This is a genomic window from Streptomyces sp. NPDC001890 (assembly GCF_042891445.1).
Taxonomy (GTDB): domain Bacteria; phylum Actinomycetota; class Actinomycetes; order Streptomycetales; family Streptomycetaceae; genus Streptomyces.
On sequence record NZ_JBIATE010000050.1, the window covers coordinates 1 to 26,687 of the forward strand.

The window sequence follows — 26,687 nt, forward strand, 5'->3', positions numbered from 1 at the left end:
GCGCCTTGCCGTCGATCGTGACGGACTTCAGCGCGAAGTCGGTGTAGTCCGACTTGGCGTCGGCCGGCATGTAGTCGTCGGCCGGGACGATGCTCCTGGCGTACTTCGGCAGCTGGTCCGGGATCAGGTAGACCGCGTCCGGGCCCTTGCCGGAGGCGATCGCGGTGGCCAGCGCGGTGTCGCGGTTGGCCCACGGGAAGGTCTCCACCTTCACCTTGACGCCCGAGTGCTCCTTCTCGAACGCCTTGACCAGGCCGTCCCAGTACGCCTTGTTCTTGGCCTCGTCGAAGATGACCGGGTAGGTCCACATGGTCACGGTGTTGTCGTCGCCACCGCTGGAACAGCCGGCCAGCACACCGGCGGCGAGCGCGGTCGCCACCACGGGGGCGGCCACGGCACGGACTCTGGAACGGCGGGAAAGAAGACGGGACATGAGCTGGTCCTCCGAGGACGTGAGGGTGGGACGGGAAGAGGGCCGAACGACAGGCCCTTCAGAGGGAGTCACTGCGCCGGGACCGTCTGGACGGTGCCGGTGTGCCGGGCACGCTCGGCGGCGAACGCCGCCAGATGACTGCCGAGCGAGGTGGCGGGGCCGGAGCGGACCGCCCCGGCGTCACCCGTGGCGACGGCGGTGACGAAGGCATCAACCAACGCCGTGTCTCCACCGCCGTGTCCCTCGGCTGCGTTGGAACCGCTCGTGTCGACCTCGTGGACGGTGACCTCGTCGGTGCGGAAGTCGTGGACGGTGACGCGCTTGCCGTCGCCCCGCAGCCAGCCGTGCGAGCCGAAGATCCGGGTCTGGCGGTCGGTCTGTTCGGTGAAGGCGACCATGGTGAACGTCGCGGTCATGCCGCCGGACAGCTGCATGGCGAGGACCTGGTGGTCGACCACGTCGTTGTCGACGCGGTAGGCGCACAGGCCGTACGGGCCTTCGCGCAGCGCGGTCAGCAGCTCGGTCTCGTCCGTGGAGTCCGTGACGTGGGTGACCGGCCAGACCGCGCCCTTCTCGCGCAGCGTCGGCACGTACAGCTTGAGTGCGGAGTAGGGGCAGCCGTCCTCGACGACGCAGTCCAGGCAGCGCTCCGCGGCACCGGCAGGGGCGTTCTCGGGCCGGAAGTGCTTGAGCCCACCGAAGCTGGCGACCTGCTCGATGCGCTCCCCGGTGACGTAGGAGATCCAGTCCAGGTCGTGGCACGACTTGGCGAGCAGCATCGGGGAAGAGTCCTGCTCGCTGCGCCACGGCCCGCGCACATAGCTGTGGGCGTAGTGCCACCAGCCGACCGGCTCCAGGTGCTCGACGCTGACGAGTTCGCCCAGGACGCCCGAGCCGACAACCTCCTTCACCAGGTCGGTGTAGGGGGTGTAGCGCAGGACATGGCAGACGGCGAAAAGTGCGCCCGCCTTCTCCACGCCCTCGATGAGGGTGCGGGTCTCGGCCTCGCTGGGCGCCAGTGGCTTCTCGGCGAGGATCGCGTACCCGGCCCGCGCCAGCGCCAGGACGGGCTCGACGTGATTGCGGTCCTGGGTGGCGACGATGACGGCGTCGGCGATGGCGTCCCCCTCGACGAGCGGCCGCCAGTCGTCAAACTCGAGCTCCGCCCCGGCCGCGGCGCGGGCCGCCGGCCGGGGATCGGCCACGGCCACGAGGCGGGCGCGTTCGGGGTGGGCTTTGATCCACGCGGCATAGGTGAGGCCGCGGTTGCCGGCGCCGACGAGAGCCACGCGGACGGGCCGATCGGATATCGGAAGGTGCATGGACATTCCCAAGAGCTCCCTGGAGGTGAAGGAGAGGCACGCGACGGACAAGGCGTACGGTGGGGCCGGGAGGCGTCTCCCGCGGCGATGCCTGGACGCGGAGCCGTCAACGGTTACTGGGTGCGGAGAGCTGACAGGGGCCGGCTGCCGATGCATACGGCGCGTACCGGGGCCGCCTGAAAGCCGGAAGGCGGACCGCGCAGTGGTCTCTGCGATCCGGAACACGGGCTGCCCGGGTCGATGACGGGAGGTCCGGAACGGCCGTTCACAGGCGCGCCGCCGTGGGCCGCCGGTTGTGCGCGAGATACGTCGTCTCGACGTGCTCGACGGCTCGCCAGATCGCACCGAGCGCGACCCGGTCGTCGCCGAGCGAGGACGGCTGGAGATCGGGGACCCGGATGCACAGCGGCTCCAGACGGTTACGGAGGCGGGGGAGCAGGACATCGGCGGACTGGGCCAGTCCCCCACCCAGCACGACCCGTTGCGGGTCGACGGTCAGCACCATGGCCGCGAGGCCGAGGGCCACGTCGCTGGCGTAGCGGTCGACGGCGCGCACGGCGGCGGTTTCGCCCCGGCGGGCGGCGGCCAGCACATGGGCGGCGGCGTTCCGCGGGGGTACGTCGGACGGGACGGCGGGACAACACGCCAGGCGGGTGGCGGCGGTCGCCCAGGGGGTGACGGGGAAGCTGCCGATCTCGCCCGCCGCGCCGCCGTATCCCCGGTGCACCCGGCCGCCAATGATCAGCGCCGCGCTGAGGCCGAGACCGGCATGGATGTAGACGGCGTCCTCGATGTCCCGTGCCGCACCGAGGCGTTGCTCGGCGAGTGCGGCCAGTCGGGTGTCGTTGTCCACCAGGACCGCCCCGGCGCAGCGTTCGTCCAAGTGCTCGGCGAGCCGTACACCGGTCCAGTCGGCGGCCGCTCCCGCGAGTACGACGTCTCCCTCCGGGCCGACGACGCCGGTGGTGCCGGCGCTGATCGTCCAGATCCGGTGGGCGTCGATTCCCGCGTCGTCCAGGCACTCGGTCATCACGTCGCCGATGACGGCGAGCCGGTCGGCGCGCCGGATGTCCGGCGGCACCGTTCGGCGGGCCGTGGTGACGACCGTGCCGCAGAGGTCGGCGAGCACGGCGAGGACGCTGTGGGCGCCGATGTCCAGCCCGAAGACGTAACCGGACTCGGCCCGGAACCGGTAACGGCGGGCCGGCCGCCCCACCGTGCCGGGCGCGGGCGGGACTTCGGCCGCCCACCCCTGGTCGGTCAGCTCGGTGGCGAGGTCCTCCGCCGAGGCGCGGGAGAGACCGGTGAGCGTGGCCAGCTCGGTCAGCGTCACCGGCGCGTCGGCGCTTCTCAGCGCCCGCAGCGCGCCGAACGCGTTGAGCCGACGCAGCTGCGCCAAGTCACCGCCGGCGGGTCGGGATGCGTTCATGTACTCCTCTTGACGTCGTTTCAGCCATAGGGATTAATCAGAGAGTCCACGAAAACATTGCGATGGTCAAGCGCCAAGAAGGCGCTGAGGTCGCTCAAGTCCGCGATAAAACGCCCACTTATTGGGAAGACTCTCATAATCTGGAGGGACCACGGTGCCCCGAAAACGCCCTAGACCACTCCTCATCCTGCTGCTCGCCCTGACCGTTCTGGTCGCGGGTCCTGCACCCTTGGCCGCGGCCCGGGGAGGTGGCGGCACCAGTAAATCGGCACTGGACCGGACGTGGTTCGGCCCCGAGACCGACCTCGGCGTCCAGCAGGAAACGGTCTCCGTCAACGACGCCGTGGTGGGTACGGAGGACGGCCGGCCCACGATGTACGCGACGGTCTCCGCCGAGAACGCGATCTTCAACGTCATCGACATCCGGGACAACCGGCTGCTGCGCTCGTTCACGCTGCCTGGCGTGCAGCAGTCCTGGCGGCATGCGATCGGCCCCGACGGCACCGTCTACATCGCCGCCATCACCGGCGGCCAGACGGGAGAGCTGTGGAGCTACAGCCCGGCCGACAAGGAAGTGCGCAAGCTCGGCACCGTTCCGGGCGAGAAGTCGCTGTGGTCGATGACCACGGACCCGGAGGGCAATGTCTGGATCGGCACCTTCCCCAACGGCAAGGTGTTCAGATACGACCCGCAGAGCAAGGACTTCCACGACTACGGGCAGATGGTGCCGGGCCAGCAGTACGTGCGCTCCATCGCCTACCACGACGGATCCGTCTACGCGGGCGTGGGCTCCGTCGGTGACGTCATCCGGCTCGACACCGCCACCGGTACGAAGACGAAGATCTCCGACCAGGTCCCGGCGCTCCTCGGAGTGGAGCCCCAGAAGGTGCCCTTCGCCTACGACATGACGGTCGTCGACGGCTGGCTGTTCGTCAAGTTCGCCGACCCGCAGATGAAGCTGCTCTTCTACGACCTCGACGCCGGCAAGTGGAGCGACAAGTCCGTCGGCAAGAACACGCCTTCCGACGCTGGGGTCTTCTCCTTCAACCAGCTTCAGTCGCGGGACGGGAAGGTGTACGTCACCAACAACCGCGAGCTGTACGAGATCGACACGGCGACGCTGGAGTCCCGCTCGACCCAAATCGCCTTCGGTACCTCGCTGCGCGGTGCCGCCTGGATACCGCTCAATGATCCGGACCTCCCCGGGACCTCGCTCGTCACCCTGCAGTCGGGCGGCAGGATCACTGCTTTCGACATCGCGTCACGGCGGAGCAAGGCGCTGCCCTCGGTGGTGCAGGGCGCGCCGAACCCGCTGCACAACCTGGAGGCGGCGCCGGACGGCACGCTGTTCATGAGCGGCTACCCCGGCGGCACCGGGTCCCGCTTCGACCCGCGCACCGGCCGCACCACCCGCTTCCCGATGGGCCAGGCCGAGGGCATGGCGGGCCTGGGCGACACGATGTACTTCGGCATCTACCCCGGAGGCATCATCTCCTCGGCGAAGCTGGACGCGGCGACCCCGGCCGTCTCCGAGAAGTTCCGTCTCGGCTCCGAACAGGACCGGCCGTACGTGATGAAGGCCCACGACGGCAAGCTGCTCATCGGCTCCATCCCCGACTACGGGAAGCTCGGCGGCGCGCTGACCATCTACGACCCCGACAGCGGGGAGAAGAAGACCTACCCCGACATCGTCCACAACCAGAGCGTCGCCGGGCTCGCCCAGCGCGGCGGACGGATCTACGGCTCCACCACCGTCCACGGCGGTCTGGGAACCGACGCCACTGAGTCCGAGGCCAAGATGTTCGTCTGGGATGTCGCCGGCGAACGCAAGGTCAAGGAGTTCACTCTCGACCTCCCCGGCCTCGACAGCCCGAAGATGATCAGCGGTCTCGGCTTCGGCCGCGACGGCCTGCTGTGGGGCGCGGCCGACGGATTCCTGTTCGCGATGGACCCGGCCACCCTCCAGGTCGTCAAGTACAAGAATGTCTACCCCGAGGTGAAGAACTACGGCATGTGGCGGCCGGTCTACCTCCGCCAGGGCGCCGACGGCCTGCTGTACACCACCCTGGCCAGCAAGCTCACCGTTGTGGACCCCAAGACCATGGACCACGTGACACTCGGCGACTACGACGAGGAGGTCGCCTTCATGACCCTGGCCCGGGGCGCCGACGGCCACGAGAACATCTACTTCCTCGGCAAGACCGCGGAGTCCCGGCTGCGGATGATCCCGGTGCGCCACGGCCTGCCCGGCGCCGTGGCCGTCGACAACGCCGGCTTCGAGGTGGCGCCGCTGGACGACGGCGCCGCCCCAGGGTGGCAGGGCGGTGACACCCTGTTCACCCTCTCCCAAGAGCGGGCGTACACCGGCAGACGCAGCATGAAGATCGTCGATGCGGCCCGGAGCGGCCCCGAGGCGTCGGCGGAGCTGACCAGTAAGCCGGTGCCGGCTGCCGCGGGGGCGTACTACCGGGCCCGTGCCAAGGTATACATCGAGGACGGAAGCACTGACGATTCGGTGCTGCTGCTGAGCTTCCTCGACGGGGCCGGCCAGCCGGTCGGCCGGATGGCGAGCGCACCGCTCCGCAGCGCGGACCAGCGGCGCTGGATCGACGCGCAGGCGAGTGGTACGGCTCCGCCTGGAACGGCGTCGGTCCGCGTCTCGCTGTACTCGTCCGAGTGGAACCTCATGACCGGATACGTCGACGCGGTGAGCCTTCAACGGACCAGGCGCAGGTGACACCCACGCGCGGACACCGGGCCACGGCGACCGTACGCCGTGGCCCGGTGTCGTCGATGCGGCGCTCAGCCCTCGCCGTCGAACTCGCACCGCACAGCATCACCGCCAACACCCTCGCACTCGGCACGGTCCGGACCCCGATCGACGGCGCGCTCCCCCTTCGACCGCGATGCGTTCGAGACGGCCTACCAGGAGCGTATTCCGCTTGGCTGCTACTCGGTGCCCGACGAGAACGTGGGCGCGCTGCTGCTGATCGCCTCGGACGCCGGGGCGTACATCAACGGGGCCCGGATCGTCGTGGACGGCGGCGTGCTCGCCGAACAGACGCACGGGATGCGCTTCATCTGCCCCGCCGCGTACACGGCGTACGACGCTCAGCTCTGCCACCCTTTGTGACCGGGTCAGCACAGAAGGGAACTTGACACCATGACACACACCTTGCGCACCCTCGCCCCGGCCGACGAGGCAGCCGTACACGCGCTATGGGCGATCTGCTTCGACGCCCCGCACCTCCCGGCGCTGCACGCCCTGGACCCCGACCGCCACCGGCGGACCTTCGTGGCCGCGCGCGGTGACACGGTCGACGCCGTCGTCTGCTACGTGCCGCGGCAGCTCCGCGACGCCCACGGCCGGGTCGAACGGGTCGGCGGTATCGGCAATGTCGCCACCCGCCCCGAGGCACGGGGCCAGGGCCTGGTTCGCCGACTGCTCGCCATTGCCGCCGAGGCCATGACCGCCGAGTCCTGCGCATGGTCGCTGCTGTTCACGGCCACTCCCGGGGTCTACGAGCGCTCGGGCTGGACCGGCTTCCGCACCTCCTGGACTGAGGGCCCGCTCACCACTGTTGACCCACCCGAGCCCCGCTTCCGCATCCGTGCGGCCACCCCGACCGACGCCCCGCGGCTGGCAGAACTGCACGCCGGATTCAACGCCGCACGCCCACTCACCGCGGTGCGGACGGCCAACGACTGGATCCACCGCGTGCCCGCCTGGTACGGCCCCGGCGCCGAATGGCTGATCGCCGAGGACAACGGGGGGACGGCGGTCGGCTACACCGTGACCCAGCACATCGGCGAGGCCGTCGAAGTCCGAGAGTGCGCGGTGACGCAAGCCGCACCGGCGGCCCTCGGTGAGTTGCTCGCTGCGGTGGCCCGCCGGGCCCGTACGGCGGGCGCCGCAGTCGGCCGGGCCCACCTCCCCCAGGACCCAGCCGTCCGCGCCGCCCTGCCCCGGCTCCTCGCCCAGGATCAGGCCCGCGAACGGACACAGACGGTGGGCATGGCCCGCCCACTCCTTGCCCCGCCGGAAGCGATACACGCCACACTGCAGGCCACAGGAGCAACCCACTGGCATGGCGACTCGTTCTGAACCAACAGTCCCAGAGCCCGACGTGTCTGCCTGCCATCCACTCAGCAGAGCAAGAGACAACCCCAGACCGAAGAGACAACCCCAGACCAGCAGGCCCACGCCCCCGCGAACCCGCGCTCACACGCTCTCAACACCCCAGCCCAGCCCCGTTCCCACACCCCGACCCACACCGGGAATCGATAGCGAATGACGGTGGGCCAGACGCCGGCGAAGGGCGGCACCCCACCGAGGGGATGCCGCCTTGGGTCGCGCCGGTTCCGCTCAGGCGGCGCGGCGGGCCTTGCGGCGGCGTACTGCGGCGGCGGTGCCGCCACCGGCGACGACCAGCGCGGCGGCTACACCAGTGATCGCCGCGGTGTTGATGCTGATCGACGCCCCCATCGGCGCGGACAACGCCTTCGTCGTCATCAAATCCGGCGAAGACGCCTCACCGGCGCGCTTGACGCAAGTCTGATTCTCCGTCGGCAGTTTGCCGGTAGCCAGGTACCTGTTGACCTCGTCGTCCACGCAGGCGTTGCCGTAGCGGCCGAAGAGGGCGTGCCGGTTGGCGCCGTTGAGGGTGAGCAGCTTGGAGCCGGGCAGTTGCTCGTGCAGGGTCATGCTGCTCTTGTAGGTGGTGCGGGGGTCGCCGGTGGCGGCCACGATCAGTACCGGGGCGTCGCGGCGGACCTGGGTGGGTTCCTCGTGGGGGCGGTCCCAGAAGGCGCAGGGGCCGATGTTGTTGGTCATGGGTCCGAACACCGGGTGCGTGGCGCGGCTGCGTTCGATGTCGCGCCAGTAGACCTCGGGGTCGCGCGGGGCGGCCACGTCCCCGCAGAGGATCGCGGCCTGGACTCCCGACGGTTCGGCCGCGCTGTGCAGTAGGTACCGGAGCGTCGCGGTGAACTCCGGCGAGAGCGGCGTCGGCGCCGTGCCCTGTGCGGCCTTGCTCAGAACGGTCAGCTGCTCGGCGAGGAACGCCCGGGTCGGGTCGGTGTCGTCCCCGATGCTGGAGTAGAGGAGGACTGGCACCTGGGTGTCGTCGATCCGGAAGGTGTCCGGGCCGGTGCCGACGGTCAGCGGGCCGCTGGCGGACGCCTTGAGGACGCGGTCGACGGTGGTGAGCACTCGGGCGCGGGTGCGGCCGAGGCCGTATTCGGCGTCGCGGTCCGCCGCCCACGCGGCCCAGGCGGACAGCGCTTTCTCGCTTGCGCGCTCGGTGCCCTTCGTCAGGCGGGGGCCGTAGTCGGCGGGGGCGACCGCGCCGTCGAGCACGACGCGGTCGTAGCGGCCGGGGAACATCTGGGTGTAAACCGTGCCCAGGTAGGTGCCGTACGAGTAGCCGAGGTAGGAGATCTTCCGCTCGCCGAGCGCGCCACGGACGACGTCCATGTCACGGGCCGTATTGCGGGTGCTGATGTATGGCAGCACTGAGGCGTCATGGGTGTGGCACTTCTTGGCAAGGCTCTTCTGCAGGGCGACCTGGCGGTCGAAGCCTGCCCGGCTGGTGCCGGCCGAGAACCAGGACGTGCCTACGGGCCATCCGCAGTCCAGTGGGGTGCTGCGGCCGACGAAGCGTGGGTCGAAGCCGACGATGTCGTAGCGCGCACCGACGTCCTTCATCGCCTTGCGGATGTCCGGCGGCGACTGGACTGAAGGTCCGCCTGGCCCGCCGTTGTTCAGCAGGATCGATCCGATGCGGTGGTGGGTGTCAGTGGCCTTGAGCCGGGATATCGCGAGGGTGATCGTGCGCCCTGCGGGGTGGGAGTAGTCGAGCGGCACGGTGACGTCCGCGCACTGCACACCGGCCTTGTCCAGATCGCGGCCCGTCGTGTCGACGGGGCCCGTGACGCAGCTGCCCCAGCCGAGGTGTTGCCGGTAGTACTGGTCGAGCCCGGCTCCGGTGCCGTTCTTGGCGGGGGCCTCAGAAGCTGAGGCCAGGGCGGGGGAAGTGATGAAGCAGGCGGCGAGGCTGAGACTCGCGACGGAGGCGCGCCGCGCGGTGGGGCTGAGGATGGTCACGGGTTTCCTTGGGTTGGCGGGTACGGTCGGTGGCGCGGAACGCGGTGTCCAGGGCGGCGCGGAAGCCGGCTTCGGCTCGGTGCCAGGCACCTCGTCGCCGTGGACCTGGAAGTCCGACGAAGGTCTTGTTTCGACTGCATGGCTCAACCGCTTCGCCCCTACATGCCGATCGGGCAAGAGGCCGCGCGCATTTTCAAGACTTCCAGTGGGCTTCCAGGGTGTTTCTGACGGCTCTTGAAACATCTGGTGGCTGTCACGGGTGCGCACGCTCAACCATGCGAGGCCACGCCTGACAGGTGAGGTGCTCACGGGTCACCTGAGCCGTTCGGTCAGTCCGCCATCATGACTCGGTCGGGTTCCGGGGCAGGTGCGTTCGCACGGTGCTGCGGGTGGCCTCCCTTGGTGGGCCGTGGGCGGACCGGCCACCAGATGCTCCGTCCGAGGAGTGCGGAAAGGGCGGGAACCAGCACCAGCGAGAGGACAAGCGCGGAGAGCAGGATGCCGAGCGTCATCGCGAAGGCGATCTGCTCGTTGCCCGGGGTCGTGGCGAGGGTGACGAAGGAGCCGGCAAGGACCAGGCCTGCGGTCGCGATGGCCGGTGTCGTGTGCTGCAGCGCGCGGGTCACGGCGGCGCGGGCCGGGCCCGGTTGCTGCATTTCCTCCCGGATCCGGTCGCTGATCAGGATGTTGTAGTCGGTGCCCAGTGCCACGACGAACAGAAACAGCACGAGCGGGAGGGAGAAGTTGACGCCCGGCTTGCCGAGGCCGTGCTGGAAGAGCAGGGTGGCGGCGCCGAGGGTGGCGGCGAAGCCGAGCCCGACGGAGAGCATCAGGATCACCGGTGCGAGCAGGCTGCGCAGGAGGAGCAGGAGGATGAGCGCGATGAGTGCGGCCGCGACCGGGAACACGATCTTCAGGTCGTGGTCGACGGCGGTGGAGATGTCGGCGTAGATCGCCGCCGTTCCGCCCACGTGTGCCGTCGTTCCGGCGGGTGTGTGCTGGGCGGCCGCTGCCCGCACGGGTCCGGAGGCCAGGTCGCGGGCCTGCTGGCTCTGCGGGTCTACGGTCGGGTAGAGGTCGATCCGGGCGGCGCGGTGGTCCTTGTTCAGGACAGTCCGTGCGACCTGGCCCACGCCCTTGACCTGGGTGAGAGCGCGGGAGAGGCCGTCGAGCCGGCCTGCGGTGAGGGTGCCGCCGTCAGTGGCGGTGACGAAGACGCTCGTCGGGTCCGACACTCCGGCCGGCAGCGCACGGGATATCTCGGTCGCGGTGGCCGCCGCAGGGGTCTTGGCAGCGGTGTTGCCCTGTCCGTAGTCCATGCGGATCCCGATCAGCCCGGCGGCCGGCGCGGCAAGCAGGGCGACGGAGGCGAGCACCATCGTCAGCGGTCGTCGTGCGACCAGAGCCCCGAAGCGGGCGGCGCGCCCCTCGCCCGGCTCGTGGCCGAGGGTCTTGGAGGGCCAGAACATGTTGCGCCCGGCGGCCGCGAGGAGCGCCGGCAACAGGGTGAGGCTGCCGAGCAGCATCACCAGGACCGCGACGGCGATGGCGGGGCCCAGCGAGCGGAACTGGCCGAAGGTCGCCACGCCCAGCGTGGCGAACGCGGCCACGATGGTCAGCGCCGCCGAGGTGATCGCGGTGCCCACCCGTCCCGAGACCTGCCGGGCCGCTTCGCGAGCGGACTGCTCCGGCCGGGCGCGCAGTTGTTCGCGGAAGCGGAACAGCAGGAACAGCAGGTAGTCGATGCCGATGCCGAGCAGGACCACGCTGATCAGGTCAGGTGTGCCCGCGTCGAGCTTGCGCCCGGTGAGTATCGCGGCACCCGCGACGGCTCCGCCCGCCACGCCGATGATCATGGCGACTGCGACCAGCGGCAGCAGGGCCGCCAGCACGCTGCGGAACACCAGCACGTTGATCAGCAGGATGAGCCCCATGAGGAGGGCGCTCCCGACCTTCGCGGCGGTCTCGTGGGAATCGGTGGTGTCGACGGTGTCGGCGAGACTTCCGGTGAAGCCGGTGCGCATCCCCGCCTCGGAGAACTGCGTCCGGGCAGTGTCCCGGAAGGCCCGGTATACGCCCTGGAGCCCCTTGTCCGTACGGTTCCCGATCAGCTCGACGGAGAGCAGTTCGAAACTCCGGTCGGGTGCCACCGCCGCCGGGGCTATCCGGGGTGTCTGGGAGCGGTCCGGGACCAGGAATTTCGGTCTGTCGTCCTCCCTGGGCATGATCACCCGGCGCTGCGCCAGCTTCGCCGCCTCGGCCTCGACCCGCTTCTGGTCGGCGGCGCCGAGAGCCTTGCCGTCGGACCGGGCGACCAGCATCGTCACGGTGGTGGCGTCGGGGTTCACCCCGAACTGTTCCTCGGCGATCTCCAGGGCGGCGGCCGAGTCGTAGCTCTTGGGCAGGAAATCCCCGGTCTGGTTCTGGGTGACGCGGCCGATCAGTGTCGGGGCCAGGGCGCTCAGCACGACACCCAGCACCGCCCAGAGGGCAATGACCTTCCACGGGTGTCTGGTGGAGTATCCGGTCAGGGCGCGGATCACGGTGTCCTCCGGCGGACGGGCTTGCATGCGGACGTCTGCCAGGGGCTCCCGGCCGGTATCCAGACCATCACCCCAAGAGGCCGGAAGGCATCGTGGCAGCGGATGATCCAGGCCGGGGCCCTGGGTCCTGCCCCGGCCAGAGACCAGGACCCAGGTCCTGGTCCCCATCCTGGTCGCGGGCCGCGAGCTGCCGCCGACGGTGCTGCCACTGCGGTTGCTGTGAAACCCTGTACCGGGGGCCAGAAGGCCGTACACAGGGAGAACAGACATGCGCAGGCGCCGACATATCGGGCCCGGCGATGCCCGGGAGCCGCTGCACATCGACGGCGCCGGGCCGCCGTGGTCCCGCAACGACGCGCTCGTGACCGGCGGGGCTTGCGCGATGAACCTGCTCAGTTACGTGTTCTTCGACGACCCCGGCGGCCGATACGCCGTGAGCGTGGCCGGGTTCCTCCTCGTCGCGCTGGCAGCCCTGCCGTTGCTCGTCCGGCGCAGTCACCCGCTGGTGGCGCTCGCTGCCGTACTGGCACTCGATACGACAGCCACTCTGACCGCGCCGCTGCCCAGACACTTCGGTGCCGTCCTGCTGGTCGCCCTGTACTCGGTCGCCAGGGCCTGCACCGGCCGGGCGACGGCGGTCGCGGCTGTCGCGACGGTGTCGCTGACGTTGCTGAGCCAGAGTCACGGCCGGATTCCGTCCTGGCAGGATGCCGCTGTCACGCCCCTCTCCGCCCTGATCGTCGTCGGCACCGCCATGGCGGTCAACCGCTGGCAGCGGGAGGTGGCGGCGAACCGCCGACTTCTCGCCGACCGTGCGGTGGCCGACGAACGCCGCCGCATCGCACGGGAGCTGCACGACATCGTGGCCCACCACATCACCACCATGCAGCTGATGGCCGGCGGAGCCCGGGCCAACCTCGCCCGGCCGGAGGTGGTCCGGGATGCCCTGGTCACTCTGGAATCCTCCGGGCGGCTCGCCCTGCGCGAGATGCGCCAGCTCCTTGATGTGCTGCGGGCCGGTGACGAACCGGAGTCCGCGCCGTCGCAGCCCCAGCCGGGCATCGACGACCTCGACCGTCTGGTGGTCGAATCCCGCCTTGCCGGACTGTCGACCGAGTTCAGCGTCCACGGGCCGCAGCGCCCGCTGCCGCCGACCGTCGGCCTCACGGTTTTCAGGATCATCCAGGAAGCCCTCACCAACGCCCGCAAGTATGCGGGGCCCGCCCGCGCGTCCGTACGGCTGACATATCGCCAGGATCGGGTCACCGTCGAAGTGCGGGACGACGGCGGGAGTACACCGTCGAAGGAGGGGGCGTCGTCGATGGGCTCGGGCGGATACGGACTGATCGGCATGCGCGAGCGCGTCGCCCTGCACGGCGGCACCCTCACCGTCGGCCCGCAGGCCGACGGCGGGTTCGCAGTGGTGGCCGACCTGCCACTGACCACGGACGAGGCGGCCGAAGCAGCCGTCCAGCGCGAGGGGGCACACCGATGACCGGGACCCGGCCGAACACATCGAGGATCAGAGTGCTGATCGCGGACGACCAGCCGCTGGTCCGGCGCGGCCTGTCGCTGATCCTCTCCCCCGACCCGTCCTTCGAGATCGTGGGAGAGGCCGAGGACGGCGCGCAGGCTGTCGCCCTCGCCCGCCGGCTGCGCCCCGACGTCGTCGTGATGGACATCCGGATGCCCGTCCTCGACGGTGTCGGCGCGACCGGGGAACTCGCCGCCACCGTGCCCGGCTGCCGGGTCCTGGCCCTCAGCACCTTCGACATGGACGAGTACGTCGTGGGCGCCCTGCGCGCCGGAGCCTGCGGGTTCCTGCCCAAGGACAGCTCGCCAGAGGACCTGAGCGCGGCGATCCGCACCGTCCACGCAGGCGAGGCCGTCGTCGCGCCGCGTCTGCTCACCCGGCTGATCTCCACCTACGTACGGGTTCCTCACGGCGCGTCGCGGCCACTCCCCACCGACCTGGGCGAACTCACACCCCGGGAGGTCGAGGTGTGGCGTCTGATGGCCACCGGTCTCGACAACGCCGAGATCGCCCACGCCCTGGACATCAGCGTCTCCACGGTCAAGAACTACATCACCAGCATCTTCGGCAAGATCGACGTCCGTGACCGCGCCCAGGCGGTCATCGCGGCCTACGAATCGGGGCTGGTCACCGCCCGCGGGGCAACCGGCAACCCGCGCGGCGACGCAAACACCGCATAGCCGGGCCGACCGGTGTGCTCACTGCTTGCCCAGGGTGGTGCCGAAAAGTGCCGGGTCATCGGCAGGGCCTACCGGAACTCCCGTGCGGCCCGCCGCGAGACCGGGTAACTCCCCGAGTTCCCATAGCCGGGCCTGGCCCGGCAGACGGCCGACAACTCCGGGGCGGTGGAGGTCTCGTGGGCTGCCGCCTGGCGCCCGATCGCCCTCGGAATGCCCGGCGCCGACGCGGGAATCCGCGGCGATGACGCTGCGGGCGCGTGACGAGCAGGGGCCGCCGATCCCGTGCCGCGCCGAGTGACGTGCGGACGCGGTGATGGCAGCGCCCGCTTCCAAGACGCAGCGACCGCGCCAGCCGGCGACGCGAGCCCGTCGGCCGGCCCCGGTCCGGGACCTCGTGAGTCCATCTGGATGCCGTCCACCGCGTGGGTGTGCCGGGTGTACGGGCCGAGGTGCGCGAAGCCGGCCGGAGCGCGGCGCGTCCGGGATCGCCGATTGCGGATTCCTCAGGGAAGCCGCAGCACCAGCCCATCGCCGACGCACTGACGGCTGAGTACCGGGAAGCGACGCACGACAGATGAACGGCCCGGGTGAAGAGTGGCGCGCAGGACCCGGGCCCCGACCAGCGGGGTCAGAGCGCCGCGTGCTCGGCGGCGCCGGTCCCGGGGGGGGTAGCCCTACCTGAAGCCCGCCGGGTAGCGGGATCGTCCGGGGCGTTCGCATCCGGAAATACTGGTTCCGGCACATACCGCTGTTTCCCATTGTTTGCAGAGGAGTTGGCTCGTGCGCGAGCAGGCATGGCAGAGGGTTCATTCTTCCGGGCAGCGGCGGGGCCGCCGGCGCGGAGCCGCGGCCGCAATGGTCGTGGGCGTCTTGACGGTGGGTGTACTGGCATCGCCCGCGGCGTCCGCCGCCCCCGGGCCGGACACCGTCCAGCAGGGCCTGAACGCGCTGCTGCACTCCGATGGCCTGCCCGCCGCGCTGGCGAGCGTCACGGACCGTGCGGGGCATACCGGTACGTACACCGCAGGAGTCGGCGATCTGGCCACCGGCTCGAAGGTGCCCAGGGACGGGCAGGTGCGGATCGGCAGCAACACCAAGACGTTCACCGCTGTGGTCGTGCTGCAACTGGTCGGCGAAGGGAAGATCCGCCTCGACGCACCGGTCGACGCCTATCTGCCGGGGCTGGTACGCGGGGAGGGCATCGACGGACGCCGCATCACTGTTCGTCAGCTCCTCCAGCACACCAGCGGACTCCCCAATTACAGCAACTACCTCGGCGACGACGTCCGGTACTTCGCCCCCCGCAAGCTTCTCGGCATCGCTCTCCAGCACAAGGCCGACTTCGACCCCGGGGAGGGCTGGAAGTACAGCAACACGAACTACGTGCTGGCCGGGCTGATCGTCGAGAAGGTCACCCGCCACACTCTCGCCAGTGAGATGGACCGGCGCATCATCAAGCGCATCGGTCTGCACCACACCTACTTCCCGGCCCCGGGCGACGCCACCATCCGTGAGGCCCATCCCAAGGGCTACTACCGGGTTTCGGCCGACGCGCCGTTGGTCGATGTCACGGAGATCGACCCCTCCTGGGGGTGGGCCGCAGGTCAGTTGGTCTCCACCGACTCCGATCTCAACCGTTTCTTCACCGCGCTCCTGTCCGGCGACCTCCTCCAGGAAGCCCAGCTCACCCAGATGCGCACCGGAACCCAACCCGCCGACGCCACTTTCGGCCCCGGCGCACGCTACGGACTGGGGCTCGTGAGCAAACCGCTGCCGTGCGGCGGCCTCTACTGGGGCCATGGCGGCAGCTTCCCGGGATACGAGACCAGGGGAGGCGCCACCGACGACGGCCGCGCCGCCAACGTCGCAGTGACCATGCAGTTGTCCGACGAGGCGGCCAGGAAGCGTGTCGACCACGTCGTGAACAGGGCCCTGTGCCGCTGAGCCATGCCTGACACGCTCCTGCGGCCACGCCTGACAGCGATCCGCCCGCACCGGCCCGGGGGCGCTCCCCGGCATCTCGTAATGCCCACCATGCGCGCACCGGCGGCGGCCGGTGCGCGGGCCGGTGCGCGTGCGCGCCAACGGCCTACACCGGCGTGATCGCAGGATCGCAGGACGGGCAATGCCGCACTGTCCCTACGGGGCACGGGCACCGGCGCGCGGCCCCGCCGACGCGCGAGAGGGACTTGCCGGCCACCGAACAACGTCCGCTTCGCCGACAAGCGGATCGCCGATCTAAAGGCCCAGTTCGTCGAACGCGAACCATCCTGACGCGTCGGGCGGCCAGCGCCACAGGCGCCGGCCGCCCGACGTTCCTAGATCGGGACGACGTTGGCTGCGGCCGGGCCCTTCCGACCGTCCTGGATCTCGAACTCAACGTTCTGGCCCGCGACGAGGGTCTTGGAGCCGTTGCCCTGGATTGCACTGAAGTGCACGACGACGTCCTCGCTGCCGTCTACAGGCGTGATGAATCCGAACCCCCTCGACTCGTTGAACCACTTCACCTGGCCCTTTAGCTTCGCCATGCGCGCTCCTTCGGTCGTGCCAGCAGGCAGACAACCTGCGGGGCTTACTGGGCATCCTTCCTGGAAGGCTGCCCAGGTCAGAGGGAGCTTCACGCAACTCCAGGCCAAGCGGCGGGGCTACGAACCCCCACGCCACACGATCGAGTGATCGGGCTCAGGCCGCAAAGAGTGGCAGGGCAGACCGGCACAGCCGCCGACCCCGGGCACCAGGCCCCGACCCGCGCGAGGCCCCGCCGACGCGCGAGAGGGACAGGCCGGCCGCCGATCCCCGAGGCGCTCCGCCCGCCCCGCCCCCACCCTCTCCATTTCGGTATTCGGGCGGTAGGGGGGTGCGCAGAGGGGATGTCAGCACCCCGACCATGCCTTTACAGGACACTGTCACGTTGACTGACGGGTGGGATGATCTTCGGGTTGGTCATTCTGGGAGGGGTTGTCCGTGGGCAGTACTCCGCCGTCGTACAAGGGACACCGGTACCCGGTCGAGGTGATCTCCCACTGCGTGTGGCTGTACTTCCGCTTCGCGCTCAGCTTCCGCGAGATCGAGGAGCTGATGCTTGAGCGCGGTGTGATCGTCTCGTACGAGACGATCCGGCGGTGGTGCGCAAAGTTCGGCCAGATCTATGCGAATGAGCTGCGCCGACGCCGGCCACGGCCGGGTGACAAGTGGCACCTGGACGAGGTCTTCGTGAAGATCAACGGCGAGCTGAAGTATCTGTGGCGGGCCGTCGACCAGAATGGCAACGTCCTCGACATCCTCGTCCAGAATCGGCGGGACAAGGCCGCGGCAAGACGCTTCTTCCGCCGCCTGATGAAGAAGACCCGTACGGTGCCGAGGGTGGTCGTCACCGACAAGCTCCGTTCCTACGGCGCGGCGCACCGCGAGGTCATGCCTTCGGTGGAACACCGTTCCCACAAGGGCCTGAACAACCGGGCGGAGAACTCCCACCAGCCCACGCGGCAGCGCGAACGCGCCATGAAGGGATTTCGCTCCGTCGGCGGGGCCCAGCGGTTCCTGTCCGCGTTCAGCGGCATCTCACCCCACTTCCGCCCTCACCGCCACCTGATGACAGCCTCCGACCACCGAGCCGAGATGACCGTCCGCTTCGCGATCTGGGACCAGATCACCCAAGCTGCCAGCCGGCCCACCACGGCCTGACCACAGGACCGGACCGCAAACCCCACCATGCCCCAACGCGCCGTCAGGCACCGACATACTCAGCAACTTGACAGCGCCTGTCCCGGCTCCCAGGCGGCGATGCCACGAAGATCCAGGTGGAGGGCGCCATCGCGTCCGGGATGCGGCGCTTCCCCCGCGGCTTCGCCGATCTGCGGACCGTCCCCGGCTGGGCCCTGCACCGGCTGCCCAACGACCGGATCGAGCTGCGCTCCCCAGACGGCGGCGTCTACTCCGCATCACCGTCCCCGCCTCGCCCGACTGGTACTCAGCCGCCCTGCACCACGGGTACGTGGTGTGCTTCTACGGCCCGCAGCTCGGAGTACGCACCCCCGCCGGACAGCACGCCGGAGCAGTACAACGACGCCAAGCGGCTGGAGGAGTTCCGAACCGCTCGCGGCCGGGGCCTGGTCGCCGACGGGATCACCACCTATCGCAACAACCGCTGACCCGCGCAGTCTTGTGCGGCTGAGGGCATCAGATGAGGAGTCGTGATGGGTAGGAAGAAGCCGGGCAAGGCGCGTCGGCCACGCGATGGAAAAGCGCGGCGAAGGTCTGGGAATTGGGATGCGGTCCGCTGCTGGACAACGGCGTACACGTCTTCATCCTGGACACCCGCAACTACCAGGAATTCTGCGCGAAGAACCTGGGGTTTCTGGGCAACCATACGGATGACGGCGATGTCGTGGTCGTTGTCCGTGTCCAGGAGCAGCATTCCCGCCGCATGCAGGTTGTGGAGCGACGCGCGAAGGTCGTCTTTTCTGGTTCGAGCCGCTGCACGTTTCTGCGCAGCTCTTCAGGTACTTCATGCGAGGTTCCAGAGCTGGATTTCGGTCGAGGCACTCTTGCCTGTGGTGGCGAGGGTTGTGCCATCCGGACTGAGCGCCAGCCAGTCGTGGGCGCTGTCGTCCAGTACGGAGGCATGCCCGGTGGCCACGTTCCACACCTTGAGCCCTTCCTTGCCGGCACTGGCGAGCGACTTTCCGTCGGGGCGGAACGCCACGGAGAACACGATCTCCTCGGTGAGTGTGGTGGTACGGCCGGTAGTGGCGTCCCACAGCCAGATGCCGCCACGGCCGGTACTGTCCGAGGCCTCGTAGTATCCGTCGCAGCTGGCGAGAGTCTTGCTGTCGGGGCTGAACGCCACCGCGTTGGTGTAGGTCACGGAGTCGCGGAGGGCGGTGACGCGGTGGCTCGAACGGTCCCAGAGGCGTACTCCGGACTCCCCGCCGGCAGCGATGGAGCGCCCGTCCGGGCTGAACGCCACGTGGAAGAAGGCCCCTTCGTGCTTGCCGTCGAGGGCCGTGCCGACGGGACGTCGTCCCGACAGTTCCCACAGCCGGATTTGGCCCTCGCCACCTGTGTTGTAGTCCTGGCCGCTGACGGCGAGCGTCTTGCCGTCGGGGCTGAACGCCAGCGCGTTCGTCCAGGACCACGAATCGTCGTCGAAGTCCCACTCACGCTTGAGGGTGGTCTGGACTCGTCCCGTGGCCATGTTCCACAGGGTGACGCTGTCCGAACCGGCACTGCCGACGGCGAGGGTCTTGCCATTGGGGCTGAACGCCACCGTGTTCGGCAGGAAGTCCGATTCCCCGAGGGTCAGGGTGGAAAGGCGACGGGTCGCCATGTCCCAGAGCTGGATGCAGCCGCTGTCCCCTCTGTCGTCCGATAAGCCGTCGGTCGAGGCTCTGTAGCTGGAAGCGGCGACTGTCCCGCCATCGGGACTGTACGCCGCCCCTGCCACTGGGACCTTGCCGTTGAGCTCGCCTGCTGTGGGCCTCTTCGGCTTTGCCTTCTTTGGCGCCTTCCCTGCTTTGCCCTGGTCTCCCGGGTCCTTCTTGTCCCTGGGCCAGAGGACCACCGCGGGGACGGCTACCGCGGCTGCCGCGACACCGCCGAGCAAGATGGAGCGCCGCCCCGGGCCGCCGCGCAGACCTAGCTTCCGTGATTCCGGTAGGTCAAGCGGCTCCGGTAGAGCAGGCGGTTCCGTCGGGCTCGGGATGGTTCCCGGTTCCGTGCGGATGTGGGGCGATGGTCCGGTGCGTCGCAGGATCTCGGCGATCTCCGGTCGATGCGCCGGCTCCTTGGCCAAGCAGGCGGCAACAAGCTCTCGCAACGGGTCGGCGAGGCCGTCCAGGCGCGGTGGCTCATCAAGGATCCGCCGCACGATCGCGGGAATGGTCGGGGCGTCGAAGGGGCCATGACCATTCGCGGCGAAGGCGAGCACGCAGCCGAGCGAGAACACGTCGCTCGCCGGGCCCACCTCCTCGCCTCGCACCTGTTCCGGGGACATGAACGCGTATGTGCCGATCGGTGCGCCCGTAACGGTCAGGGCGCTGGCGTTGCCGACCTGGGCGATTCCGAAGTCGATGATGCGCGGACCGTCGTCCGCCATAATCACGTTGCCGGGCTTCAGGTCCCGGTGGACGAGACCGCACGCGTGGATCGCGCCCAGGCCTTCGGCCAGACCCGCACCCAACTCGCTCACCGCCTGAGGTGCGAGCGAAGTGCCGCCGTGCACCAAGTCCTGCAAGGAGGGACCGCTGATGTAGGCGGTCACCATCCATGGGGCCTCGGCATCCGGGTCGGCATCGATGACCTGCGCCGTGTGGAAACCACCCACGCGCCGGGCGGCCTGCACCTCCAAGGCAAATCGCTTCCGGAACTGGGGGTTGCGGGCATAGTCGGAACGGATCAGCTTGACCGCGACCTTGCGGCCGCCGCCCGGGGAGAGTCCCAGGAACACCTGGCCCATACCTCCTGCGCCCAGCCTGGCTCGCAGGCGGTACGGGCCGATCCGGCGGGGGTCACCGGGTTGCAGGGGGTCCATCCATACCGCCCATCACCGAGGAGATCAGTTACTCGCATTGTGCCAAGCAGCATCGGTTTCGGGAGCAGAACAGCAACGGCCGATCTGACGATCAAGACAAGGGCAGGGAACCGGCCGCGTTGTCCCGGCCCGGGCACGGGGCGCATCTGCGGGCCTGCCGTCGGGGGTCCGTACGGGCATAGGCTTGAGTGACTGATGATCTTTCGGCGGGGGGACCAAGTGACCGACCTGCGTGCGTTGTTCAGTTCGAACGACCCTATCGACGCGAGCGACGAGGCGTTCACCAACCGCCAGGGCCAGTGGGAGCTCGTCGCCACCGCGCTTGCCGAACATCTGCGGCACGTCACCGCCCCCGGCTTCGACCCCGCAGACCTCGAGGTGCCGCGCACCCATCTGATCGTGTTCCATGGCGTGGGCGGCGTCGGGAAGTCCACGCTCATGCGCAAACTCGAAGCCGCACTCGGCGGTACCCGGCCGGCACAGTGGGGGGAGCCGGTCTGGGCCGGGCACAGGATCCTGCCCGTCCGGATCGACCTGGCCCGCTCCGCCGGCACCACCTTCGAGGACGTCGTCCTGACCATCCGGGCCGCCCTCGCCACGGCCGTCGCACGGCCGCTGCCCGCCTTCGACATCGCGCTGCGCCGCTACTGGGAGGCCCAGCACCCCGGTGATCCGCTCGACGCCTACCTCGAACGCGGCGGCCTGGTCAGCCGGTTCGGCAAAGCACTGCCTCAGCAGACACAGGCCGCCCTCAGCGACGTCGCCCAGGCCCTGCTGCTGCCCGGCACCGTCGGCTCGGTCGTCGGGGAGGTCACCGGCGCCCTGGTCAGCGCGCTGCGCGAGCGCCGCCAGACCGTGCGGGCCCTGGCCGGCTGCGCACGGCTCGGCCCGCTGCTGGAGGCCGAACCCGGTCTGGAGGCGCTGTCCTTCTACCCCCACCTGCTGGCATGGGAGCTGGGCCGCCTGCCCGCCGGCAAGAAGATCACGCCGGTGATCCTGCTGGACACCTTCGAGGACACCGCCGACCGTCACCGCGACCTCGAACGCCTCCTGCAGCGCCTGGTGTGGCTGATGCCGAACTGCTTCTTCGTCATCAGCGGCCGGTCCCGGCTGCAGTGGGCCGACCCCGCGCTGCACGGGCAGCTCGACCACACCGGCCCCACCGCCTGGCCCGGCCTGGCCACCGCGCCGGGCCCGGTCCCGCCACCCTGGCACAGCGCACCGGGCGGGCGGCAGCACCTGATCGGCGACCTCTCCCCCGAGGACTGCGACGACCACCTCGCCCGCCGCCTGGTCAAGGACGGCCGCCCCCTCATCGGCCCCGAGATCCGGGCCGTGATCACCGCCCGCTCCCACGGCCTGCCCCTCCACCTCGACCTGGCCGCCTCCCGCTTCCTGGAGATCCGCCGCACCCGCGAGCCGCAGCCCGCCGACTTCGACCACACCTTCCCCGCGCTCCTGGCCCGCGCCCTGTCCGACCTCACCGCCGACGAGCGGCACGTCCTGCGGTCGGTGTCCCTGCTGGACGCCTTCGACCTCGACCTCGCCACCCGCGCCGCGGGCCTCACCCACCAGGCACCCGCCCGGCGCCTGACCGAGCGGCCCATCGTCACGGAAAACCCCTACGCCCTGTGGCCGTACCACCTGCACGGCGCGATCCGCTCCGCCCTCACCGAAGCCGACGACCACACCGACGACCGCTGGACACCCGCGGACTGGCACCAGGCCGCCACCCGCGCCCTGGCCGCTCTCGGCGACCAATGGGCCACGACCACCGCCCTCACCCCCAGCCGCATCCTCCTCGTCGCCTGCCTGCGCCAGGGCCTGCGCCTGGCCCGCGACCACCGCCTGACCGACCTGGGCTGGCTCACCGACGCCGCCTTCGTCTACACCGACGACTCCGTCTGGGAACCCCTCACCCCACCCACCGTCCCTGCGGCCAGCACCAGCGGCGGGGTACCGGACCCGGCACTGGACACACCCGCCGACGCCCTGGCCGAGCTCCTCACCGCGATCACCCGCCGCCAGCACGAACACCGCGAACGCACCGCCGACCGTCTCACCACCGTCCTGGACACCGGCCTGCTGCCCGCCGAGCTGACCGAGATGGCCCTGTACTACCGGGCCAAGGCATACAAGGACCTCAGCCGGAACGACGCCGCCCGCACCGGGATGCAGCAGGTCGCCGACACCGGCGGCCGTCTCGCGCTCAAGGCCCGCCGCGGTCTGGCCAACCTGGCCCGCCTCGCCGGCGACTTCCCCACCGCCCTGGCCGCCGTCCCCGCCCTGGGCTGGAAGGGCCGCCACCACCGCGTCCTCGGCGACATCCACTGGTCCCACGCCGACACCGCCCAAGCGGTCACCGCCTTCGAAGCCGGCCGCACCGAAGCCGAGCAGCACGGCGCCGTAGGCGAGCGCGCCATGACACAGGTCCGCCTCGCCCTCGCCCTCTCCTTCGCCGACCCCGCCCGGGCCGGCGACGAGCTCGCTCTCGCCCACCAGCTCCTGAACGGCCTCGACCAGCGCTCCAACACCCTCCTCGCCCAGGTCGTCACCCTGATCAAGGACGCCGGAACCGACACCGTCCCCGACCGCGCCCAGGACCTGCACACCGGCATCGAGGCCGCCGGGCTCCCCTTCCTCCACCGCTTCGTGGAGCTCGCCCTCGCCTTCCACCACGCCGTCCGCGGCGAGAACCAGGACCTGGCAGCCACCATCAGCCGGCTGCGCGAGCTCACCGCCACCGGCGACTTCGCCTACTTCACCGACATCGCCCACTTCATGGCCGCCCTGCCCCTGCCGCGGCCCTCGACCACCCGCTGGACCAAGAGCGACGACGACGTCCGTACCGCATGGCACGGCCTGGTCCAGACCCGCCAGGAACACCTGCGCACCGGAAACTGACCCGTACATGCGCATCGGCCCCGGCCAGACACTGTCTGGCCGGGGCCGATGGGCCCACGTGCCGGCCACGGCGGGGCACCCTCCGTATCGACGGCGATCTGGCAAAGGCGCCTTCGACGAGGCCCGGGGTCAGCCGGAGGAGGTGTCCTTACCGACGAGGCCCGAGAGCAGTTCGACCAGGGTGGCGTTCACACTGCGCTGTTCCGACAGGAACACGTCGATCTTCTGCTCCAGCCCATCGAGGCGCTCGCCCAGGCCGTCGACCTTCTGGTCGAGATTGCCGACCTGGAGGCGGAGCGCGGTCAGGTCGCTCTTGACGATGCCGAACTCGCGGTCGGTCTTCTGCGCAGTCTCCTCGTAGCGGCGAGTCAGGGCAGAGAGCTCGCTCTGGGCGATGGGGTCCTCGGGCACGCGGGTACTCCTGCCAGATCACAAAACCGCTGATAAGAAGACTCCACGATATCGCGCCCGCACGCCCCTGCAGCCACGGTTCCGTAGTCCACTGTTGCGCATGAGGCGTGGCCCGCAGCCCGTCGGCGGCGAAACCTGTCTGGCCCACGGTGGACCTTCTCCGGCGGCCGAGCACGGCCTGTGTGGCAGCCGGCCGGGGCGGCCCGTTCAACTGTCCTTGGCGAGGGCGTCGGCGAGCTGGTTGTGCGTCATGCCAGAGCGCCCTTTGACGCCAGCCTTGGCGGCCTTCTCGTACAGCTCGGTCTTGGTCAGCGACCGTAGCGACTCAACGTCCGAGCTCTTGGTGCGCTTCTTCGCGGCAGGCTTCTTCCCGTGCCCGGTCTTCTCGGAGGTGCCGGCCTTCTCGGAGGTGCCGGCCTTCTCCCCGGTGTCCTTCGGGCTGCGGGCCCGCTCGACGCTGGCGCGCAGGGCCTCCATCAGGTCGACCACACCGGTGGGCTGCGCGGCCGGCTCGGCCTTCTCCACGGCCTCGCCGGCGGCCTTGGCCTGGATCAGCGCCTCGACCTTCTCCCGGAAGGTGTCGTGGAAGTCTTCCGGGTCCCAGTCGGTGGTGAGGGTGTCGATGAGCTGGTGGGCCATCTTCACCTCGGCCGGGGTCGGCTCCGTCCTGCCCGGCAGGTCGGGGACCTCCTGGTGGGGGTCGCGGATCTCGTCCGCCCAGTGCAGGGTGTGCAGGGTCAGCAGGCCGTCCTCGGCCTTCAGAGCGACGAGGTACTCGCGCCCGCGCATCACGAAGGTCGCGATGCCTGCCTTGTCCGACTCCTCCAGGGCCCGCTGGAGCAGGGCATACACCTTGCCGTACTGCTCGCCCCGTGGCCCGAGGTAGTACGTCTTGTCGAAGAAGACCGGTTCCACCGTGTCGAGATCGACGAACTCGGACACCTCCAGAGTCCTGGACCGCCCCGGCGCGATGTCGTCGAGCTCCTCGGGCTCGACGACCACGTACTCGCTGCCGGTGTCGTAGCCCTTGACGATCTCGTCCAGGTCCACCTCATCGCCGGTGCGCTCGTTGACGCGCCGGTTGCGGATCCGATCCGCAGTGCCGCGCTGCAGCTGGTGGAAGCGGATCGTGTGGCTGTCGGTCGCGGTGTACAGGGCGACCGGCAGCGAGACGAGACCGAAGGAGACGATCCCCGTCCATATGGGGCTGGCCATCTTGGGTCACCACCTCGACCTGCGATGTCGTGCTTCTTGGCTCCTTCCCCGCCCAACGTCTGATCACCCTTGTCGTGATGGCCGGGGCACTGCTGCCACCGGTCCACCGTGATCCGGCCACCGACCGCACCCACGGCGCTCCCCAGGTCTGGGCGGTCTCTCGGCCCCACCCGTCGCGGGGTACGTCCGGCCCGGCGCAGGCGTCTGCTGGAAGTGCGGTTACCAGGGGCGGAGCTCGGTGGTCAGTTCCTCCCACCACTGATGTTGGTGTTCGTCTTCGGGGTCGGGGCAGGGGCCGAGGGCGAGGACCTGGTCGTCGACGTGGTAGGTGAGGCGGTAGAGCAGGACGCGGGTCGCGCACTCGAGCCAGCGTTCGGTGTCTCGCGCTGGTGGGGCCGGGCCGAGGACGGTGGCGAACCAGGCGGGCAGGAGCAGGCGGTTACTGACGGCATCGGCCAGAGTGCTGCGCAGCGCCAGGGTCAGCCGTTGCTCCGCGCGCTGGCCGGCGGCGATGGCCGGCTGTTTGTCGGCGGTGGCCGCCCGGTCCGCGGCGAGGGGCACCGACCGCGCGTAGTCCCCCACCTCTTTCAGGAGCGCGTCCATGTCGACGTCGTCGGTGCCCAGTCCTACGGCGTGCAGGAGCGTGCAGTGCATTCCGTCCACCGGCACGCTCGCCAGCCCCCACGGGGCAACAAGTCCCTTGTTGTAGGTTCTCAGTCCTCATGGCCCTTCCCGTTGTCCTGACCTGGGGTTCCTTAATTTGCTTCAGTCGAGGCCAACAGGGATTTGTCTCACGATCTTGGCCCGTCCGCTGAAATCGCACGCAAACGAAGGGAACGTTTCTTCAGGGGTGCCTTCGACAGCCATCCGCTCTGCCCACTCACTCTGGGGCGGTGCTCGGTCCAAACGGCTGGCGAGCTCCGTCTCGGACGCCGCGTCCAAGGCCGCAGGAAGCTCGTCGAAGGTGGGGGGGCAGCATGCCAAGCAGGCTCAAGCCGCTGGCTGAAGCCACATGTGGCGGCCTTCTGCTCCAGGCCGAGCTGGTCGTTATCGACGGCTCGGATGTGAGGGAAAGAGCCGCGTCCATGCCGCGATGATGGCAAGTCCCCACCGCGCATAGCAGCTGCCGGGCAGCGTTTCGGATCGCTTCGAACTCGTCGGAGATCACCCACTCGGGATCGTGATCGTCCCACCTTCAGGTCAGCGGTGAGCCCGAGCCTGCTGTCGCACCCCTCAGAGGCCACTGGTGTACGGGCTCGTGCTCGGCGGCGCCACGAAGCTTGCGGATGACCGTGTCGATCGGGTGCCTCGCCAGTGTGGCATCGGCTCGTTTCGGTGTCTGTCGGTTGCCATGGACAAGGTGGGGAGAAATACAGGCCGTGGAAGGCTGAGTCGGATCGCGCACAGGCGCGCGGTCAGACAACGGCGCCGCAGCCGCGGTGCGGGCGCGCAGCGTGCCGGCGGCTTGGGCCGGGCTCAATGGCTAGGGCCTGTCCGGCGGATCTTGGTGACGCGCCCTGCCTCATGGAGCATCGTTCTGTTGGTGGGGCGGGGAGATCTGACGGACGACGAGTGGGC

The 26,687-nt window shown here is 69.8% G+C and carries 19 protein-coding genes; 9 read left to right on the forward strand and 10 right to left on the reverse strand.

All coding sequences use genetic code 11. The features are described 5' to 3' along the window. The 3 genes from ACFYY1_RS41580 to ACFYY1_RS41590 all read right to left on the reverse strand — a co-directional run. Positions 1-394 (reverse strand): ABC transporter substrate-binding protein (locus tag ACFYY1_RS41580; protein ID WP_388595169.1); only part of this gene is annotated, 394 nt, incomplete at its 3' end. Between the two features lie 107 nt (positions 395-501). Then, positions 502-1,761 (reverse strand): Gfo/Idh/MocA family protein, encoded by a 1,260-nt coding sequence (locus ACFYY1_RS41585; protein ID WP_388595170.1) that lies wholly within the window; start codon positions 1,759-1,761, stop codon positions 502-504. Between the two features lie 259 nt (positions 1,762-2,020). Beyond that, entirely contained in the window at positions 2,021-3,184 is a 1,164-nt protein-coding gene (locus tag ACFYY1_RS41590; RefSeq protein WP_388595172.1) for an ROK family protein, read from the reverse strand. 154 nt (positions 3,185-3,338) lie between these two features. Here ACFYY1_RS41590 and ACFYY1_RS41595 point away from each other — a divergent pair, with 154 nt between their 5' ends. The 3 genes from ACFYY1_RS41595 to ACFYY1_RS41605 all read left to right on the forward strand — a co-directional run bounded on the left by ACFYY1_RS41595 (position 3,339) and on the right by ACFYY1_RS41605 (position 7,289). Then, a complete protein-coding gene (locus tag ACFYY1_RS41595) occupies positions 3,339-5,921 on the forward strand; it encodes a hypothetical protein (RefSeq protein ID WP_388595174.1) in 2,583 nt (860 codons plus the stop codon). 219 nt (positions 5,922-6,140) lie between these two features. Then, positions 6,141-6,317 carry a hypothetical protein gene (locus ACFYY1_RS41600; RefSeq protein ID WP_388595176.1) on the forward strand — a complete coding sequence of 59 codons (177 nt, stop codon included), beginning with the start codon at positions 6,141-6,143 and terminating at the stop codon, positions 6,315-6,317. Positions 6,318-6,347: 30 nt separating this feature from the next. Next, positions 6,348-7,289 carry a GNAT family N-acetyltransferase gene (locus ACFYY1_RS41605; protein WP_388595177.1) on the forward strand — a complete coding sequence of 314 codons (942 nt, stop codon included), beginning with the start codon at positions 6,348-6,350 and terminating at the stop codon, positions 7,287-7,289. A 261-nt stretch (positions 7,290-7,550) separates the two neighbouring features. Here the strand turns inward: ACFYY1_RS41605 and ACFYY1_RS41610 are convergent, their stop codons facing one another. Beyond that, complete coding sequence (locus ACFYY1_RS41610; protein ID WP_388595178.1) at positions 7,551-9,290, reverse strand: alpha/beta hydrolase; 1,740 nt, start codon at positions 9,288-9,290, stop codon at positions 7,551-7,553. 329 nt (positions 9,291-9,619) lie between these two features. Then, positions 9,620-11,860 (reverse strand): MMPL family transporter, encoded by a 2,241-nt coding sequence (locus tag ACFYY1_RS41615; protein ID WP_388595179.1) that lies wholly within the window; start codon positions 11,858-11,860, stop codon positions 9,620-9,622. 241 nt (positions 11,861-12,101) lie between these two features. Between ACFYY1_RS41615 and ACFYY1_RS41620 the strand changes: the two genes are divergently transcribed. From ACFYY1_RS41620 to ACFYY1_RS41630, 3 genes are all read left to right on the forward strand, one after another. Next, on the forward strand, positions 12,102-13,328 hold the full coding sequence (locus ACFYY1_RS41620) for a sensor histidine kinase (protein ID WP_388595181.1): 1,227 nt from the start codon (positions 12,102-12,104) through the stop codon (positions 13,326-13,328). Further along, a complete protein-coding gene (locus ACFYY1_RS41625; protein WP_388595182.1) occupies positions 13,325-14,047 on the forward strand; it encodes a response regulator in 723 nt (240 codons plus the stop codon). Before ACFYY1_RS41620 ends, ACFYY1_RS41625 begins: the two co-directional genes overlap by 4 nt. 855 nt (positions 14,048-14,902) lie before the next feature. After that, positions 14,903-15,991 (forward strand): serine hydrolase domain-containing protein, encoded by a 1,089-nt coding sequence (locus ACFYY1_RS41630; protein WP_388595183.1) that lies wholly within the window; start codon positions 14,903-14,905, stop codon positions 15,989-15,991. 374 nt (positions 15,992-16,365) lie between these two features. On the opposite strand, the gene cspC is transcribed toward ACFYY1_RS41630, so the two are convergent. Next, a complete protein-coding gene (gene cspC / locus ACFYY1_RS41635; protein WP_388595185.1) occupies positions 16,366-16,575 on the reverse strand; it encodes a cold shock-like protein CspC in 210 nt (69 codons plus the stop codon). A 436-nt stretch (positions 16,576-17,011) separates the two neighbouring features. On the opposite strand from cspC, the gene ACFYY1_RS41640 reads away from it, so the two are divergent. After that, positions 17,012-17,731, forward strand: a complete 720-nt coding sequence (locus ACFYY1_RS41640; RefSeq protein ID WP_388595186.1) for an IS6 family transposase — start codon at positions 17,012-17,014, stop codon at positions 17,729-17,731. A 116-nt stretch (positions 17,732-17,847) separates the two neighbouring features. Continuing rightward, on the forward strand, positions 17,848-18,198 hold the full coding sequence (locus tag ACFYY1_RS41645; RefSeq protein ID WP_388595188.1) for a hypothetical protein: 351 nt from the start codon (positions 17,848-17,850) through the stop codon (positions 18,196-18,198). Between the two features lie 356 nt (positions 18,199-18,554). Here the strand turns inward: ACFYY1_RS41645 and ACFYY1_RS41650 are convergent, their stop codons facing one another. After that, complete coding sequence (locus ACFYY1_RS41650; RefSeq protein WP_388595190.1) at positions 18,555-20,579, reverse strand: WD40 repeat domain-containing serine/threonine protein kinase; 2,025 nt, start codon at positions 20,577-20,579, stop codon at positions 18,555-18,557. A gap of 219 nt (positions 20,580-20,798) precedes the next feature. Here ACFYY1_RS41650 and ACFYY1_RS41655 point away from each other — a divergent pair, with 219 nt between their 5' ends. Continuing rightward, positions 20,799-23,483 carry an ATP/GTP-binding protein gene (locus ACFYY1_RS41655; RefSeq protein WP_388595191.1) on the forward strand — a complete coding sequence of 895 codons (2,685 nt, stop codon included), beginning with the start codon at positions 20,799-20,801 and terminating at the stop codon, positions 23,481-23,483. Between the two features lie 129 nt (positions 23,484-23,612). Here the strand turns inward: ACFYY1_RS41655 and ACFYY1_RS41660 are convergent, their stop codons facing one another. The 3 genes from ACFYY1_RS41660 to ACFYY1_RS41670 all read right to left on the reverse strand — a co-directional run bounded on the left by ACFYY1_RS41660 (position 23,613) and on the right by ACFYY1_RS41670 (position 25,763). After that, on the reverse strand, positions 23,613-23,894 hold the full coding sequence (locus tag ACFYY1_RS41660; protein ID WP_388595192.1) for a hypothetical protein: 282 nt from the start codon (positions 23,892-23,894) through the stop codon (positions 23,613-23,615). Positions 23,895-24,101: 207 nt separating this feature from the next. Next, positions 24,102-25,109, reverse strand: a complete 1,008-nt coding sequence (locus ACFYY1_RS41665; protein WP_388595194.1) for a Ku protein — start codon at positions 25,107-25,109, stop codon at positions 24,102-24,104. A 219-nt stretch (positions 25,110-25,328) separates the two neighbouring features. Then, positions 25,329-25,763 carry a hypothetical protein gene (locus tag ACFYY1_RS41670; RefSeq protein ID WP_388595196.1) on the reverse strand — a complete coding sequence of 145 codons (435 nt, stop codon included), beginning with the start codon at positions 25,761-25,763 and terminating at the stop codon, positions 25,329-25,331. Positions 25,764-26,687 lie beyond the last annotated feature (924 nt).

Excerpts from the sequence above, each read along its gene's own strand:
- ACFYY1_RS41585 (WP_388595170.1), bottom strand. The coding sequence starts at position 1,761 with ATGTCCATGCACCTTCCGATATCCGATCGGCCCGTCCGCGTGGCTCTC.
- ACFYY1_RS41590 (WP_388595172.1), bottom strand. The coding sequence starts at position 3,184 with ATGAACGCATCCCGACCCGCCGGCGGTGACTTGGCGCAGCTGCGTCGG.
- ACFYY1_RS41605 (WP_388595177.1), top strand. The coding sequence starts at position 6,348 with ATGACACACACCTTGCGCACCCTCGCCCCGGCCGACGAGGCAGCCGTA.
- ACFYY1_RS41615 (WP_388595179.1), bottom strand. The coding sequence starts at position 11,860 with ATGCAAGCCCGTCCGCCGGAGGACACCGTGATCCGCGCCCTGACCGGA.
- ACFYY1_RS41620 (WP_388595181.1), top strand. The coding sequence starts at position 12,102 with ATGCGCAGGCGCCGACATATCGGGCCCGGCGATGCCCGGGAGCCGCTG.
- ACFYY1_RS41625 (WP_388595182.1), top strand. The coding sequence starts at position 13,325 with ATGACCGGGACCCGGCCGAACACATCGAGGATCAGAGTGCTGATCGCG.
- ACFYY1_RS41630 (WP_388595183.1), top strand. The coding sequence starts at position 14,903 with ATGGTCGTGGGCGTCTTGACGGTGGGTGTACTGGCATCGCCCGCGGCG.
- cspC (WP_388595185.1), bottom strand. The coding sequence starts at position 16,575 with ATGGCGAAGCTAAAGGGCCAGGTGAAGTGGTTCAACGAGTCGAGGGGG.
- ACFYY1_RS41650 (WP_388595190.1), bottom strand. The coding sequence starts at position 20,579 with ATGGACCCCCTGCAACCCGGTGACCCCCGCCGGATCGGCCCGTACCGC.
- ACFYY1_RS41665 (WP_388595194.1), bottom strand. The coding sequence starts at position 25,109 with ATGGCCAGCCCCATATGGACGGGGATCGTCTCCTTCGGTCTCGTCTCG.
- ACFYY1_RS41670 (WP_388595196.1), bottom strand. The coding sequence starts at position 25,763 with ATGCACTGCACGCTCCTGCACGCCGTAGGACTGGGCACCGACGACGTC.